This is a genomic window from Umezawaea sp. Da 62-37, from assembly GCF_032460545.1.
Lineage (GTDB): Bacteria > Actinomycetota > Actinomycetes > Mycobacteriales > Pseudonocardiaceae > Umezawaea.
Genome location: NZ_CP135965.1, coordinates 10423666 through 10438045 on the forward strand (window position 1 = coordinate 10423666; position 14380 = coordinate 10438045).

Sequence of the window (14380 nt, forward strand, 5' to 3'; positions counted from 1 at the left end):
CCGTGGCGGAGCAGTCCGTGTCGTGGATTCCGAGCTGGATGGACAGCGCTTTCCTGGTGCCGTTCGCGCTGCGGTCCGGCGACCACGAGTGGCGTGGTGCGCGGCCGGGCGAAGCCGACTGGCCCGCGGTGGCCGAAGGACTCCGGCGAGCGCAGGAGGCGTTGCGCGAGATGCCGGTCCGCCGGATCGTCGAAGCCGTCGACGCGGTCGCCGAGCAGTGGGCCAAGCGGGACTTCCCACCAAGGCAGCGGGTCGTGCGCGACGCCTCGGTCGTGACCGGGATGTCCGAGGAGACGATCAACCGGTCGCTGGACGGCGAGCTGGGCACCCTGCGCGCCGAGTCGCTGCTCGCCGCGCTGGAACGGGAACTGGGCGATCCCGAGGTGCTGGACGGGTTCCGCCCGGACGCGCACCTGCGCGGCAGCACCAGGGCGATCGGCCCGCGCACGGTGCTGGCGGTGTTCTCCGGCAACGCGCCGGGCCTGCCCGCGCGGACGCTGGTGCGCGCGCTGCTGGTGAAGGCGACCATGATCGCGAAGATCCCGGCGAGGGAACCCAACTTCACCGCCGCGTTCCTGCGCACGCTGCACGAGGTGGAGCCGGTGCTCGCCGACTCCGTGCTGGCGACGTACTGGGACCGCGACGACGAGGCGACGATGGCCGCCGCGCTGGAGCACGCGGACGCGGTCATCGCCTACGGCGGCGACGAGGCGTGCGCGGCCATCCGCGCGAAGGTCGGACCGCACCAGATCTACGAGGAGCACGCCCACAAGCTGTCCTTCGGTGTGGTGTCCGAGGACTACGTGTCGCTGCACGGGGTCGCGGAGGTGGCGCGGCGGATCGCCGTGGACTGCAGCGACCTCGACCAGCAGGCCTGCCTGTCGCCGCAGGTGTACCTGGTGACCGGTTCGCAGGCCCCCGCGGTGGCCCGGCAGGTGGCGCGCGCGATGCGCCTGGCGGCCGAGGACTGCCCGCCGGGGACGATCGACGTCGAGGACGCGACGGTGTTGCAGCACCGCCGACTGGTGGCTGAGTGGCGGGCCGCCAGCACGGCGTCGGGCGAGGTGTGGTCGTCGGACGGTCTGGAGTGGACGGTCGTGCTGGACGACACCCTGCTGCCGTTGAGCGGCGCGGGCAACCGGGTGGCGCGCATCGTCGCGGTGCCCCGGCTGGCCGACGTGGTCGACTTGGTGCGCCCGTACGCGCGGCACCTGCAGAACGTGGCGCTGGGAGCCGTCGGCGACGAGTTCTGGCGCACGGCCGAGGATCTGGCCCTGTTGGGCGTGAGCCGGGTGACCGCGCCGGGGGAGATGGCCAGGGTGAGCATGGCGTGGCGGCACGACGGGCTGCCGAGGATCTCGGGTCTGCTGCGGTGGTGCGACGTGGAGCAGCACCCGGAGGCGACGACCTGACAGCGCGCTCGTCCCGTGTGGCACCCGCGAAAAGCTGCTGTCACACGGGACGAGCGCGGCTCACGTCCGGTCCACCTGCCCTTCGAGGTGCGCCGCGATGGCGTCGATGGTCGGGAAGTCCCAGGCCAGCGTGGGCTCCACCAGGACGCCCCAGCTTTCCTCGATGTCGACGCACAACCCCATGGCGTGCAGGGAGTCCAGGCCGATCGACCGCAGTTTCACCCCGGTGCCGACCCGCGACGGCGGCAGCGCCAGGTAGCCCGCCACGGCGGCGACGAGCCAGGCCCTCAACGGCTCAGACATGGATCCCCTCCGGGGTGGCGACGATGGCGGCGACCGCGGGGGACAGCGCGCTGTGCAGCGCGGGCAGCCCGCCGTCGAGGAACAGGTCGCGCATGTGCCCCCGGCGCACCTTGCCGCTCGTGGTGTGGCGGATCGCGCTCGACCGGACGACCACGATGCTCGCGGACACGCCGAACTGCCCGGCCACGGCGTCGAGGACGGTGTCGGCGAACCCGACGGGATCGCCCTGCGCCGCGCGGCGCATCTCCTGCACCAGCACGACGTGCTCCTCCGAGTCGGCGTCCCGCACGCCGAAGGCCGCGCCCCTGCCCGCGTCCGGGTGCGCCTCCCGCGCCGAGAACTCGATGTCCTGCGGGTAGAGGTTGCGGCCGCGGACGATGAGGAGTTCCTTCAGCCGCCCGGTGACGTACAGCTGCCCGTCGAGGAGGAACCCCAGATCACCCGTCCGCAGCCACCGGCCGTCCGGACCGGTGACGAACGCGGCGCGCGTCGCGGCGGGGTCGCCGTGGTAGCCCGCCGCCAGGCTGGGACCGGCCACCCTGATCTCGCCGACCGCGCCGTCGCCAACCTCGACGCCCGTGGCCGGGTCGACGACGCGCACCGCCATGGCGCCCGGCTCGCCGCACCCGACCAGCGGCACACCGTCCGCGTCCGACGTGAGCACGACCTCGCCCGCCGCCAGCGACGCCGGGGTGACCGAGCGGACCGTGGGCCCGCGACCACGTGACGTGCAGGTGACCACCAGGGTGGACTCGGCGAGCCCGTAGCCGGGGTTCAGCGCGGTGCGCCGGAACCCGACCGGCGCGAACCTGGCGGCGAACGCGTCCAGCGTGGCGATCCGGATCGGCTCGGCCCCGCTGACGGCCATCGTCAGGCAGGACAGGTCGAGCCCGGCTAGTTCCTCGTCGCCGATCCGGCGGGTCGCCCACGCGTAGCCGAAGTCCGGTGCCACGGTCCAGTCCACCCGGTGGTCGCTGATCGCCCGCAGCCAGCGGATCGGACGGGCGACCACCGCCTCCGGCGACAGCAGCACCAGGTCCGCCTCCGCGTGCAGCGCCTGCAACTGGAGCCCGACGAGCCCCATGTCGTGGTGGTGCGGCAGCCAGCCGCCGATCCGCCGGACGGGGACGTCGCCGCTGATCTTCCCGAACAGCTCCAGGTTGTGCGCCAGGCCGCCGCGGGTGACCTCGACGCCGCGCGGCAGGCTGGTCGACCCGGAGGTGTACTGGAGGTAGGCGACGGTGTCGGCGCGCACCTCCGGCGGCTCCCAGGAGTCGGGGTCGGCGGTCTCGTCGAACGTCCGCGCCGACAGGCCGCCCAGCACGGCCACGTGCGCCTCGTCGGTGAGCACCATCCGCGCACCCGAGTCCTCGACCAGGCGGTCCACCCGGTCCACTCGCGAGGCGCCCGACAGCGGCAGGGGCGCGGGCACCGACACGGCGCGCGCGTAGAGGCAGCCGAGGAACGCGACGAGGAAGTCCAGCCCGGCGGGGTAGAGCAGCAGCACCGGCCTGCCCGCCATCCCGCACCCGGTCAGCCAGGCCGCGACGGCCCTGGCCCTCCGGTCGAGTTCGGCGTGGGTCAGTTCGACCGCCGGACGCCCGTCGGAGAGGTAGGCGACCTTCCGGTCGGTGCGCGGGCGGGCGCGGAAGCGGGTGGCGAAGTCCGTCATTCGGGGAGCCCTTCGCGGACGTATCAGGAGATGAGGAGGTCGAGGATCCGAGGCGTGACGGGTGGTGGCGCGGCGTCCTCGTGGGACTCGAAGTCGTACTCGTACCGCAGGTAGGGGGAGGTGAACTTGCACCGCATGTTGACGATCGCCTCGAACCTGCCGAAGGGCTCGGCCTCGACGTCCGCCGCGCTGACGGCGACCAGCTCGATGGGCAGGTGCGCGGAGATCGCGGCGAACAGGTCGGCCACCGGCACGGCCGTCGAGGGTACGAGGTGGCGCACCGGCCGGTCGAGCGGACCGTCGGCCAGCGCCAGCATCCGGTCGACGGTGCCGTCGACCGGCGCCAGGTGCAGAGCGGCCCCGGGGTGGCAGACGAAGCGGACGCGCTCGCCGGGGGTGCGTCTCGCGAACAGCGCGATCACCCTCAGGAAGTCGTAGATGCCGAGATCGGACAGCGCCCGACCGGTTGCGGAATGGCCGACCACGACGCCCAATCGGGTGACCAGAACAGCGCCCGTTCGTGTTAGTCCGGTGTGCGAAAGGCTGACTTCGGCCACTCTTTTGGAGTGCTCGTAATCATTTCTGAACTCGGACGGGTGGCTATAGTCAGGCCATTGCTCCAAAGCCTTGCCCTGAGCGGTTCCGTGCTGGTAGGCCGTTCCCACGTGGACGTACCGGGAACCGCTTTTCGCGTACCTGGTGAACGCGGCCGCCGTGTTGGCCGAGCCGACCACGTTGACGGCGTGCAATTCGGCCTCGCGACGCGGGAAGAACGTGATGAGGGCGGCGCTGTGCCAATAGGTGCACGGCTCGGCGAACACCTCGGACGGTGACGTCCCCAGGTCGCTTTCGGCCAGCGAGAACCCCCTGACCTCGACTTTCCCGGCCAGGTCGGGGTCGAGGTCCAGCGTGACCAGGGCGTCGGAGACCTTCCTCCGGACGACTTCCCCGCTGGCGCGCGCCAAAGCGATCACCGAGTCGCCGCGCGCCACGAGCGCGCCGATGAGATGGGAGGCGACAAAACCGTTCGCCCCGTCTACCACGTGATCGGCCACGCCACGACCTTCCCATGGCGGCACCGCGGAAAGTAGCGTTTCATGCGGTCAGGTTAACGCCGTCCGGGAAAGGGTCGCACCCCATGCTCAACGAGCTGCAAAAACGGAAACTCGCCCACCTCTTCGCCCTGCTGGACGTGGACGACGACGGCACCATCGACAGGATGGATTACACGGCTTCCGCCGACCGGCTCGTCACCGCGTTCGGATACGCGCCGGGTTCACCCGAAAGTGAACTCGTCCGGGACCGCTACAACAGGTTGTGGGAAGCGGTCACGCTCCCGATGGACACCGACGGGGACGAGCGCGTCGACGTCAACGAGTACTCCTCGGGCATGGACCGGTTCGTGACGATGTCGGAGGAGGGCTACCGGATCCACATCGCGCCGATCGCCGACGCCTTCTACGACCTGATGGACGTCGACGGCGACGGCCGGATCACCAGGACCGAGTACGTGCGCATGGCGGCCAGCGCCTTCCGCCTGTCCGAGGCCGCGGGCAGCGCCGCCTTCGACAAGCTCGACCTGGACGGCAACGGCTGGCTCGACCGCCGCGAACTCCACGCGGCCAACGAGCAGTTCTTCCGCAGCCCGGAGGAGAACGCCACGGGCAACTGGATCTTCGGCCCGATCGCGGTCTGACCTCGACCTGTCGGGCGCGGACCACGATCGGCCCGCACCCGACGGGATCGGGTCGACCACCGGGGGATCGGAGGGGGAAAGGGCTTTCCCGATGTCACTCCCGGTTCACGGGGTCGTGCTGCTCGCCGGGACGCGCGGACGCCTGAACTTGACTGAAGCTCGCTCAGGATCATGCGTCATAGTGGAAGCATGCGGGTGCTGGTGGTGGAGGACGACCTGCGCATGGCCGAGTTGCTCGTTCGCGGACTCACCGCACAGCACTTCGTCGTCGACGTGGAACACGACGGCCATGACGGGTTGTGGCGGGCGAGCGAGTTCCCCTACGACGTGATCGTGCTCGACGTGATGCTGCCGGGGTTGAACGGCTACCGGGTGTGCGCGCGGCTCCGGGCCACCGAGGTGTGGACGCCGATCCTGGTGCTCACCGCCAAGGGCGGCGAGTTGGACGAAGCCGAGGGGCTGGACATAGGCGCGGACGACTACCTGACCAAGCCGTTCTCGTACCTGGTGCTGGTGGCGCGGTTGCGGGCGTTGGCCCGCAGGGGCGCCACGCCCAGACCGGTGGCCCTGCGCCTCGGGGACCTGGAGGTCGACCCGGCCACGCGGAGTTGCCGGTACGCGCGGACGCCGATCGCCCTCACGGCGAAGGAGTTCTCCCTGCTGGAGTTCCTGTTGCGCCGTCCGGGACAGGTGGTTTCCAAGAACGAGATCATCGCCGGACTCCGGGGCGAGGCGCGGGAACCCGACCCCAACCTGGTCGAGGTGTACATCAGCAATCTGCGGCGCAAGATCGACACGCGGTTCCGGCGGCACAACATCCTCACCGTCCGGGGAGCGGGCTACCGACTTGTCGACAGCGGCGAGCGGGCGTGTGACAGGACGTCGATGCCGACCACGCGCACCGCGCACCGGTGTTGGAACACGCGGTGGCCGGCGGTGTCGATGACCTGGACCGCGGTCTGCTGAGATCGGGGAGGCGGCGAGGTCGTCACGGTCGATCGTCGGGGCCGGTGCTGTGGCTCAAGGGGAGGGTGGCCATCAATCGCGCGCCGCCGGTGTGCTCGCCCGAGCGGTCGGTGGCGCGGAGGGTTCCCGCGTGAGTGGTGGCGATGCGACGGGCGATGGACAGCCCGAGTCCGGTGCCCCCGGTGTCGCGGCCGCGGTTGCGGTCCAGGCGGGTGAAGCGGGCGAAGACGGCTTCGCGGTGCTCGGGCGGGATACCGGGCCCGTCGTCCTCGACTCCAGGACCGCGTGGTGGTCGGAAGTGGTCAGGCGGATGGTGACGGTGGTGGCGGCGTGGCGCTCGGCGTTGTCGAGCAGGTTGCTCGGCAGACGACCGAGCAGCGCACGGCTCCCCCGCACCAGCGCGGGCTGATCGGGTAGTTCGGTGGTCAGGACGTGCCGGGTGCGGTGGTGGGCGGCTGCCTCGTGGATGACGGCGGTGAGGTCGACGGTGTCCTCGCTCCTGGTGGTGTGCGGGTGGTGGTCGAGCCGGGCGAGCAGGAGCAGGTCGGTGGTCAACCGCTGCAGGCGGTTGGTGTCGGCCAAGGCGGCGTCGACGACGGTGGGCCAGTCGGTCAGGCCGGGGTGGGCGGAGGCGATCTCCAGTTCGGCGCGCAACGCGGCGATCGGCGTGCGCAGCTCGTGGGAGGCGTCGGCGACGAAACGCCGGTTGTCCTCCACGGCCGCTTCCAACCGGTCCAGCGTGGCGTTCACCGTGTCGGCGAGTTCGGCGATCTCGTTGCCGGTGCGCGGCACCGGCACCCGTCGGAACAGGTCGTGCTCGGTGATGTGGGCCATCTCGCGCCGGATCTCCTCCACCGGCCGCAGCACCCGGCCTGTCGCCAGCCGGACGACGGCGGTGAACAGACCCAGCAGCAGCACCGCGCCAGTGCCGGCGAGGATGGTCTGGTTGTTGAACGACCGTTGGGCGTCCGCGGCGGCTTCGGGCTCGTAGTCGTGGATACCGGTTTCCCGTTCCCCGGTGTCCCAGACCATCGACACCGTGGTTCCCGCGGGATCGGAGAACGGCCAGGCGGACAATTCCGGAATGATCGCGTAGGAGATGTACCAGGCTCCGCACACGATGTTTTCCCCACGTGACATCGCGCGCTCGTCCAGATAGGTCCCGATGGTGTCGGATCGCACCTTCGCCCCGTGGCGTTCCAGTTCTCCTAGGGGAATCCTTGCATGGAGCACCCCACGTGTCGTCGGAGCCGGGGTGCTCAGGGGGTTGTCAGCACCTCGCCCTCACCCGCGACGCCCACCTTGTTGTCATGCCCGTACGACGACGCTGTCCGCTGTTTTAGGCCGTGAAACACGAAAAGCGATTTTAGCTCGCCTCAAGGCTCATTCGGTTTGATGAAGGGTGCATTTCGACCCATGGGGCAATTGTATCGTTTCTGTACTGACTGTCGTTAGGGTGATCCAGGAAAGCCGATCCTGTGGATTGTGCGGCTTTGGTCGGAAGTCGGGGGTGCGGTGGCATGTCGTACGTCGGGATGCGGGTGAAATCGGATTGCAGACCAGGGTTTCGAGTCCGGAACGTTCCGGGCACAACACGTTGACAGCGGAACTCGGCCACCGGTTCCGCGCCCGTGCGGAACCGGTGACGCCCTGATGGGCATGCTGAAACCGGGTGACCGGGTCAACAGCGCGCTGACGGTCGACCGCGGACTGGGCGAGGGCGCGTACGCCGAGGTGTACCGCGTGAAGCACGAGTTCCTGGGCTTGCAGGCGATGAAGCTGTTCAAGCGCGTCGCGTCGTTGCAGGAGACCCGCGAGATGCTGGGCGAGGCGCGGCTGCTGTCGAAGCTGGGGCACCCCAACATCGTGCGCCTGTTCGACGCGAACACCCTGCTGACCGGCGAAGGGCGTCGCGGGTACTTCACCATGGAGTACGTCGCGGGTGGCAGCCTCGATCGCCTGGTGCGCACGCACCCGACGAGTCCGGTGCCGATCTCCGTCGCGGTGGACGCGATCGAGCAGATCACGGCGGCGCTCGTCCTGGCCCATGGGCGGGTTCCGTCGATCCTGCACCGCGACCTCACCCCGGCCAACGTGCTGGTCGGCTACGAGGACACCGGGATGCGGGTGCGGCTCAGCGACTTCGGGCTGTCCAAGCGGGCCGATCCGGTCACCCAACTCGCCAGCGCGCAGGGCACGTTCGCGTTCATGGCTCCGGAGGTGCGGCGGCTGGAGGGGTACTCGTGCGCCGGTGACGTGTGGTCGCTCGGCACGATCGCCTACCTGTTGCTGACCAACCACTACCCCTTCCACGACGGCGGTCCGTTCGACCCGTTCCCGCCGACCGGGCTCCGCGACCCCGTGATGCCGCCGAGCAGCTACAACGACGAGGTCGATCCCGAGCTGGACCGGATCGTCCTCGCCACGCTCGAACGCGACCCGCGGAAGCGGACCCCGAACGCGCGGGTGCTGGCCCGTGAGCTGGACGAGCGCCGTGAAGTCCTCGCCGTGCGCGAAGAGGGGCCGGTCGTCCGGGCCCGGCCCGCGGATCGCGTCATCCCGGAGGCGGAAGCGTTGGCGCGGCGGGCACTCGCGCTCGCCAAGCACCCGGAGACCCTGCGCGAGGCGGCGGACGTGATGGAGGAGGCCATGACCCGTTCGGCGCTGTTGCGCGAGAAGCACCTGCACCGGCTCGCGCTGTGGCGGCGGGGGGTGATGATGTGAACGATCTCGGTGAAGGCCGCGGGCGCGCCGCGGCCGCCCGGCTGCTGGACGTGGCCGGGCCGGACATGTACCTGCGGAACCCCTTTCGCGTCACCGGGTTGGCGACCGGAGCCACGGGCAGGCAGGTCCGCGAACGGCGACAGCTGGTGTTGAGCGCGCTCGCGGCGGGGGCCGCGGCGCGGGTCGGGGACACCCGGCTGCCGGTGCCCACCCCGCCGAGCGCCGACGACCTGCGCGCCGCGTTCGACCGGCTGGACAAGACCGAGTTCCGGCTCGTGGACGAGTTGTTCTGGTGGTGGGGCGAGCCGGGCGGGTGCGGGTGCGCCGAGGTGACCCACCGGCTGCACGACGAGGCCGTGGCGGCGCACGCCGAAGTGCTGGACCTGGAGGGGATCCCCGGAAGCGCGTCCGCGCTCAAGGCGGACAAGTGGGCGGTCGCCGCACGGGCCTGGGCGAGTGCGTTGCTGCGGGAGGAGATGTGGGCCCACCTCGAACACCGGGTCGCCGCGCTGGCCGACCGCAGGCTGGACAAGTCCACGGTGGACGGCATCCGCGGTTCGATCGCGCACGCGTTGCTCGCGCCGCAGGTCGCACTGGCCGCCACCAGCGGCGAGCCCGGCCGGGTCGCGAAGGCGCTGGAGAGGTGGGAGTTCGACCGCGCGACGCTGGACGACGCGCGGAACGCGGCCGCCGCGCACTCGTACGACCAGGTGGAGCTGCTGTGCGCGGAACTCGCGGGATGGCTGGAGGACGGCAGGGTGGACGAGACCGTGGACCGGATCTTCAAGGAACTGGTGCCCGCGGCGAGCAGGCTGGACCAACTCGTGCCGCACGGCCGGTTCCGCCGTTCCGCCGTGGCGCGGAACCGGGTCGCGGTGGTCGTCAACAACACCGGTCTGGTGCTGATGGAGGTGCCCGCCGAGGCCAAGGGGGCACGGGTGGAGAGGTTGCTGACCGAGGCGGAGGGGCTGGCCGTGGACGACGACACGAAGACCGTCGTGCGCAACAACCAGGAGTTGTGGCGCACGGAGCGGTCCCTGGTGGCCGCGACGGGATCGGCCACGCCGTGGAACGCGGTGAACACCCTGCTCGCGGAGCACAAGTACCTGTCCGCGATGCCGCTGCTGCTCAAGATCCGGGACGTGGCAAAGGATCCGCTGTCGCGCCGGAGCATCCAGGGCACCCTGAACGACATCCGGGCGATCCGGGCGGCGGGCCGGGGGCGCGACCGTTCCCCGGTGGCCGGGAACGTCATGGCCGTCGCGTTCTGCGTGGCCTCCATCGGGGTGCTGGGAGTCCTCCTGGGGCTCGTCTTCGAACCCGGACCGGGTTCGGCGATCGTGGTCGGGGTGCTGGCCCCGGTCGTGCTGGCCTTCGTCTACACCGACTGGTTCATGAGCAGGCCGATGCAGATCACCAACGGCGGCGGCGCTGCTTGCCTGCTGGCGGCGATCGGGTTCGACTTCGTGTTGGCGTACCTCGCCGACATGGGGTCCGTGCCCCACGCGGGAGTGGTCTTCGTCTTCGCCCTCTTCTACGCCAGACCGATCGGACGGGCACTCGCACGGAGGTGGGACGACCGATGAGCACCGGTGGGTTCTCCCGGTGGCGCGCCGAACTCCGGCAGCGGCGGCACCACCGTCCATTCCGGATCGCCGAACCCGAGTGGGAGGGCGGACACCGCGACCGGCTGCGGCTGCTGATCGCGGATCTGGCCGAAGCTGCGTCCGTCGCGGAGACGACCGCGTTGGACGAGAGCGCGCTGGCGACGGCGGCCACGAACCTGTGGCGCGCCCGCAAGCGGATCGCGCGGGAGGACTCGCGCGGCGCGCGGCAGGTCGGCCGCTACCTGCTCGCGAGCCAGGAGGCGCTGGACTCCGCGGGCGTGGTCGTGCAGGACCACGACGGCGACGACTACCACCCCGGCCTGTCACTGGAAGTGCTGGTGTTCCAGGAGGAGCCGGAACTCAAGGGCGAGAAGGTGCTGGAGACCGTGCGCCCGTCGATCTACCTCGGCGACCGGCGGATCCGGATGGGGCAGGTCATCGTCGGTCGTCCGCTCGGGCCCGACACACATTCCGGGGAGGAACATCGTGCGTGACACCATCGGGTTCGGGATCGACCTGGGTACGACGAACAGCGCCATCGCCGTGGTCGACAAGGGCGAAATCGTCGTCGTCAAGAACAACGACGGCTGGGAGTTCACCCCGTCGGCCGTCTGGATCCCCAAGTCGGGCAGCCTGCATGTCGGTCGTCGGGCGAAGGAGCGCATCGGGATCGACGCGGCCAACGCGCACGCGGAGTTCAAGCTGGAGATGGGCTTGGACGGTGTGCGGCGCGAGTTCGTGAACGCGAGGGTCTCCATGACCCCGCAGGAGTTGTCGGCGGAGGTGCTGAAGTCCCTGCGGGGGGACGCGGGGCACCAGCTCGACGAACTCCCGCAGGCCGCGGTGATCACCGTGCCGGCGGCCTTCCGGCTGCACCAGAACAACGCCACCAGCGAGGCGGCCGCGTTGGCGGGCCTCGGCGTCTGTCCGCTGGTGCAGGAGCCGACCGCGGCGGCCTTCGCCTACGGCTTCCAGAACGAGAGCGAGGACGCCTACTGGATGGCGTTCGACTTCGGCGGCGGCACGTTCGACGCGGCCGTCGTCAGCACGTACGAGGGCGAGTTGAGGGTGCTGGACCACGCGGGCGACCCGCACCTGGGCGGCAAGCTGATCGACTGGGCCGTTGTCGAGCGCCTCCTCGCGCCCGCCGCCGCGCGCGATCTGGGCCTGTCGGAGTTCACCAGGGACAACCCGCGGTGGGCCGCGAACTTCGCCAAGCTCAAGGCGGCGTGCGAAGAAGCCAAGATCTCGCTGTCCCGCCTCCTGACCGTGGATGTGTTCTTTGGCTTGGACAACGGCCGCGGCGGGCAGGAGGACTTCGAGTTCTCGCTCAGCCGCGACGCGGTGGACCGCGTCGCGGAGCCGTTCTACACCCGCGCGATCAACCTGTGCCGGGGCGCGCTGGCCAAGGCCAACCTGGCCCCGGACGACATCGACCGCCTGCTGCTGGTGGGCGGCACGACGCTGGCGCCCGGTCTGCGCGAGCGACTGGCGGACGAGACCACCGGACTGGGCATCGAACTGGACCACAGCCAGGACCCGATTACCGTGGTCGCGCGCGGCGCGGCGGTCTTCGCGGGCACCGTCGCGCTGGATCGACCCGCGGTGGCGCCCGCGGCGGGTGAGTTCACCGCGCGGCTGCAGTACCCGCGCACCACCAGCCTCGGCACCGTCGCGGTGGCGGGCAAGCTCCGCGGGTCGTCCGACGTGGACTGGGCGGACTTCCGCGTGACGCTGGAGAACCCGAAGGGCAAGCCCCCCTTCCAGACCCCGCAGATCACCCCCGACGCGGCGGGCACGTTCGTGGCGGAGGTCAAGCTGGACGAGCTGACCACGTCGGAGTTCACGATCCTGCTGGTGGGCGGGCGCGGCGGTCGGGAGAAGGTCACGCCGGACAGGATCACCATCACGCACTGGCTCAACGAGCCCGGCGGCCCGGTGCTGACGAACTCCCTGGGCCTGTCCCAGGCGGACCGCACGTTCGCGCCGATCCTCGCCAAGGGCGCCCGGCTGCCGGCCACGGCACGGGAGACGTTCCAGACGACGGTGGCGCTGCGCCGCTCGGACGCGGACGCGGTGATCCGCATCCCGATCGTCGAGGGTGAGCGCGGCAAGGCCGACCGCAACCTCCAGGTGGCCGTGATCGAGATCCGGCCGAAGGACGTCCGCATCGACCTGCCGAAGGGCAGTGACGTGGAGGTCACCTTCGAGGTGGACGAGTCGCGGCGGGTCACCGTCGTGGCGGACGTGCCGCTGGTGGAGGAGCAGTTCGAGGCGGAGATCGACCTGTCGACCGTGACCGCGCCGACGGTCGTGCAGCTGCAACGCGCTCTGGCCGAGGTGGAGGAGCGGGTGGAGCTGCTGCGCGAGTCGGCCGAGAGGTCCGGCTCCAAGGAGGCCGAAGGCAGACTCCGGACATTGGAGCAGGAGCGGATGCTGGAGCTGGCGCACGACGAGGTGCGGGCCGCGAGGTCCAACGACGGCGCCGCGGCTGCCGCGGACCAGAGGCTGCGCGACATCCAATCCGAACTGGACGACGTGCAGAGCGACGTGCGCCTGCCGGTGCTGCTGGCAGAACTCGCGAGCCAGGTGGAGCACTGCCGCGAACTGGTCGGCCGACTGGGCGAACCAGGCGAGTCGAGGGAGTTGGCGGAGCTGGAACGACGCGGCGAGGTGGCCCGCGGGGATCGCGACGCCGCCGCCGTCGAATCGCTGATCGACCGCGTGACGGACCTGCAGATGCTGATGCTGAAGCGGGACGGCACGTTGGAGATCAGCGTTTTCCACTACTTCCGCACCCACGAGCGGGAGTTGGCCCCGGCTTCGAAGGCCAGGGCGCTGATCGCGGAAGGTGAACAGGCCATCGCGAACGGCCTGCACCACCAGCTGGCGGGCGTCAACCAACGGTTGCGGGCGTTGTTGCCCAGGGACGCGCAGGCGAGGTCGCTCGGTGGCGTGCAGCGGATGCCGGGCCTGGGCCGATGACCTCGGTCGCGGACGACCTGACGATCGAACTCGGCATGGCCGAGGCGGCGGAGCACGCGCGGCGGGGCGACTACCCGGCCGCACTCGCCGCGCTGGGGGGCCTGGAAAGCGCGCGGGCACTGGACTTGACGGCCAGGATCCACGCGCAGCGGGGTGACCTGGACGCCGCGGACGCCGAATGGGCGCGTGTGCTGGCGCTCGTGCCGGATGACGCGGATGCCGTGGCCGGGCGGAATCTGATCGCGGAGATCAAGGCGGGCAAGCGGCACAGGCCCGCGTTCGTCCGGGACGCGACCGCCGCCGTGGTGGTCGTGCTGCTCGTGGCCGGTGCCGTGGTGTGGTCGCCTTCGGCCGGAACCCCACCGGCTCCGGTGGCCGCTGCCCCTCCCGCGCCGTCGGCCCTTCCCGATGGGGTGCGTGAGAGGTTGGACGCGTTGGAGGCCCGAAGCGCCGCCGTGACCGAGCAGGAGCGCACGCTTGACGCCGCGCTCGACGCGGTCGCGGCAGGGCTGGCGGCGCCCGGCGTCCAGGTCGAAAGGCGGGCGGGAGACGTGAGGGTGGTGTTCGACGACGGCCTGTTCCTGCCGGACGGCGCCCGGTTCACCGCGGACGGCAGGCGGGCTCTGCGGGAGTGGGCCGGGAAGCTGTCGGGGAAGCCGGTCCGCGTCACGGTCGTGGGGCACGGCGTGCCACTGGCGGACGGTCCGGCGCATGGCGGGTCCGCGGTCGCGTTGTCCAGGGCGGCCGCCGCGGTGGCCGTGCTGGTCGAGGGCAGCGGGACGCCCCTGACGGCGTTCGCGGTGACCAGCGCGGACCAGTCCGAGGTGCCGCACCGGACCGCGGACGCCGCCGCCCAGTCCCGCAACCGCACCGTCAGCCTGCTGGTGACGCCCGCCGGGTGAGCGGCGGGCCGATCCTCGCCGACGTCGTCACCCTCCGGAACCACGCCGCCCTCACCAACTGGGGAAACCCGGTCCGCCGCACCCGTAAGGGTTACGTCACAATTCACCGGGGA

The 14380-nt window shown here is 70.9% G+C and carries 12 protein-coding genes and 1 pseudogene; 8 read left to right on the top strand and 5 right to left on the bottom strand.

Features of this window, described 5'->3' with window-relative positions; all coding sequences use genetic code 11:
• The first annotated feature begins 2 nt into the window (after positions 1-2).
• Positions 3-1412 (top strand): acyl-CoA reductase, encoded by a 1410-nt coding sequence (locus RM788_RS46875; protein WP_315927476.1) that lies wholly within the window; start codon positions 3-5, stop codon positions 1410-1412.
• A 60-nt stretch (positions 1413-1472) separates the two neighbouring features.
• Here the strand turns inward: RM788_RS46875 and RM788_RS46880 are convergent, their stop codons facing one another.
• The 3 genes from RM788_RS46880 to RM788_RS46890 are packed head-to-tail and all read right to left on the bottom strand — an operon-like array spanning position 1473 to position 4442.
• Positions 1473-1715, bottom strand: a complete 243-nt coding sequence (locus RM788_RS46880; protein WP_315927478.1) for an acyl carrier protein — start codon at positions 1713-1715, stop codon at positions 1473-1475.
• Positions 1708-3387, bottom strand: coding sequence for a fatty acyl-AMP ligase (locus RM788_RS46885; protein WP_315927480.1), 1680 nt, complete (start codon positions 3385-3387; stop codon positions 1708-1710). The genes RM788_RS46880 and RM788_RS46885 overlap by 8 nt, the downstream gene beginning before the upstream one ends.
• Before the next feature lie 23 nt (positions 3388-3410).
• On the bottom strand, positions 3411-4442 hold the full coding sequence (locus tag RM788_RS46890; protein ID WP_315927482.1) for an SDR family oxidoreductase: 1032 nt from the start codon (positions 4440-4442) through the stop codon (positions 3411-3413).
• Positions 4443-4525: 83 nt separating this feature from the next.
• Here RM788_RS46890 and RM788_RS46895 point away from each other — a divergent pair, with 83 nt between their 5' ends.
• Together RM788_RS46895 and RM788_RS46900 are read left to right on the top strand one after the other, a co-directional pair.
• Entirely contained in the window at positions 4526-5083 is a 558-nt protein-coding gene (locus RM788_RS46895; protein ID WP_315927484.1) for an EF-hand domain-containing protein, read from the top strand.
• Positions 5084-5272: 189 nt separating this feature from the next.
• Complete coding sequence (locus RM788_RS46900; RefSeq protein WP_315927486.1) at positions 5273-6049, top strand: response regulator transcription factor; 777 nt, start codon at positions 5273-5275, stop codon at positions 6047-6049.
• 22 nt (positions 6050-6071) lie between these two features.
• On the opposite strand, the gene RM788_RS53280 is transcribed toward RM788_RS46900, so the two are convergent.
• Entirely contained in the window at positions 6072-6656 is a 585-nt protein-coding gene (locus RM788_RS53280) for an ATP-binding protein (RefSeq protein ID WP_399345294.1), read from the bottom strand.
• Positions 6578-7189, bottom strand: a pseudogene (locus tag RM788_RS53285) (histidine kinase dimerization/phospho-acceptor domain-containing protein); the annotation flags it as partial. The pseudogene RM788_RS53285 and the gene RM788_RS53280, both read right to left, overlap by 79 nt.
• Positions 7190-7708: 519 nt before the next feature.
• Between RM788_RS53285 and RM788_RS46910 the strand changes: the two are divergent.
• The 5 genes from RM788_RS46910 to RM788_RS46930 are packed head-to-tail and all read left to right on the top strand — an operon-like array spanning position 7709 to position 14267.
• Complete coding sequence (locus RM788_RS46910) at positions 7709-8773, top strand: serine/threonine-protein kinase (RefSeq protein WP_315927491.1); 1065 nt, start codon at positions 7709-7711, stop codon at positions 8771-8773.
• Complete coding sequence (locus RM788_RS46915; protein ID WP_315927493.1) at positions 8770-10359, top strand: hypothetical protein; 1590 nt, start codon at positions 8770-8772, stop codon at positions 10357-10359. Before RM788_RS46910 ends, RM788_RS46915 begins: the two co-directional genes overlap by 4 nt.
• The gene (locus tag RM788_RS46920) at positions 10356-10874 is read left to right on the top strand and encodes a hypothetical protein (RefSeq protein ID WP_315927495.1); all 519 of its coding nucleotides are present in this window, start codon (positions 10356-10358) and stop codon (positions 10872-10874) included. The genes RM788_RS46915 and RM788_RS46920 overlap by 4 nt, the downstream gene beginning before the upstream one ends.
• The gene (locus RM788_RS46925) at positions 10867-13365 is read left to right on the top strand and encodes an Hsp70 family protein (RefSeq protein ID WP_315927497.1); all 2499 of its coding nucleotides are present in this window, start codon (positions 10867-10869) and stop codon (positions 13363-13365) included. Before RM788_RS46920 ends, RM788_RS46925 begins: the two co-directional genes overlap by 8 nt.
• Positions 13362-14267: a hypothetical protein gene (locus RM788_RS46930; protein ID WP_315927499.1), complete on the top strand. Its 906-nt coding sequence runs from the start codon at positions 13362-13364 to the stop codon at positions 14265-14267. The genes RM788_RS46925 and RM788_RS46930 overlap by 4 nt, the downstream gene beginning before the upstream one ends.
• Positions 14268-14380 lie beyond the last annotated feature (113 nt).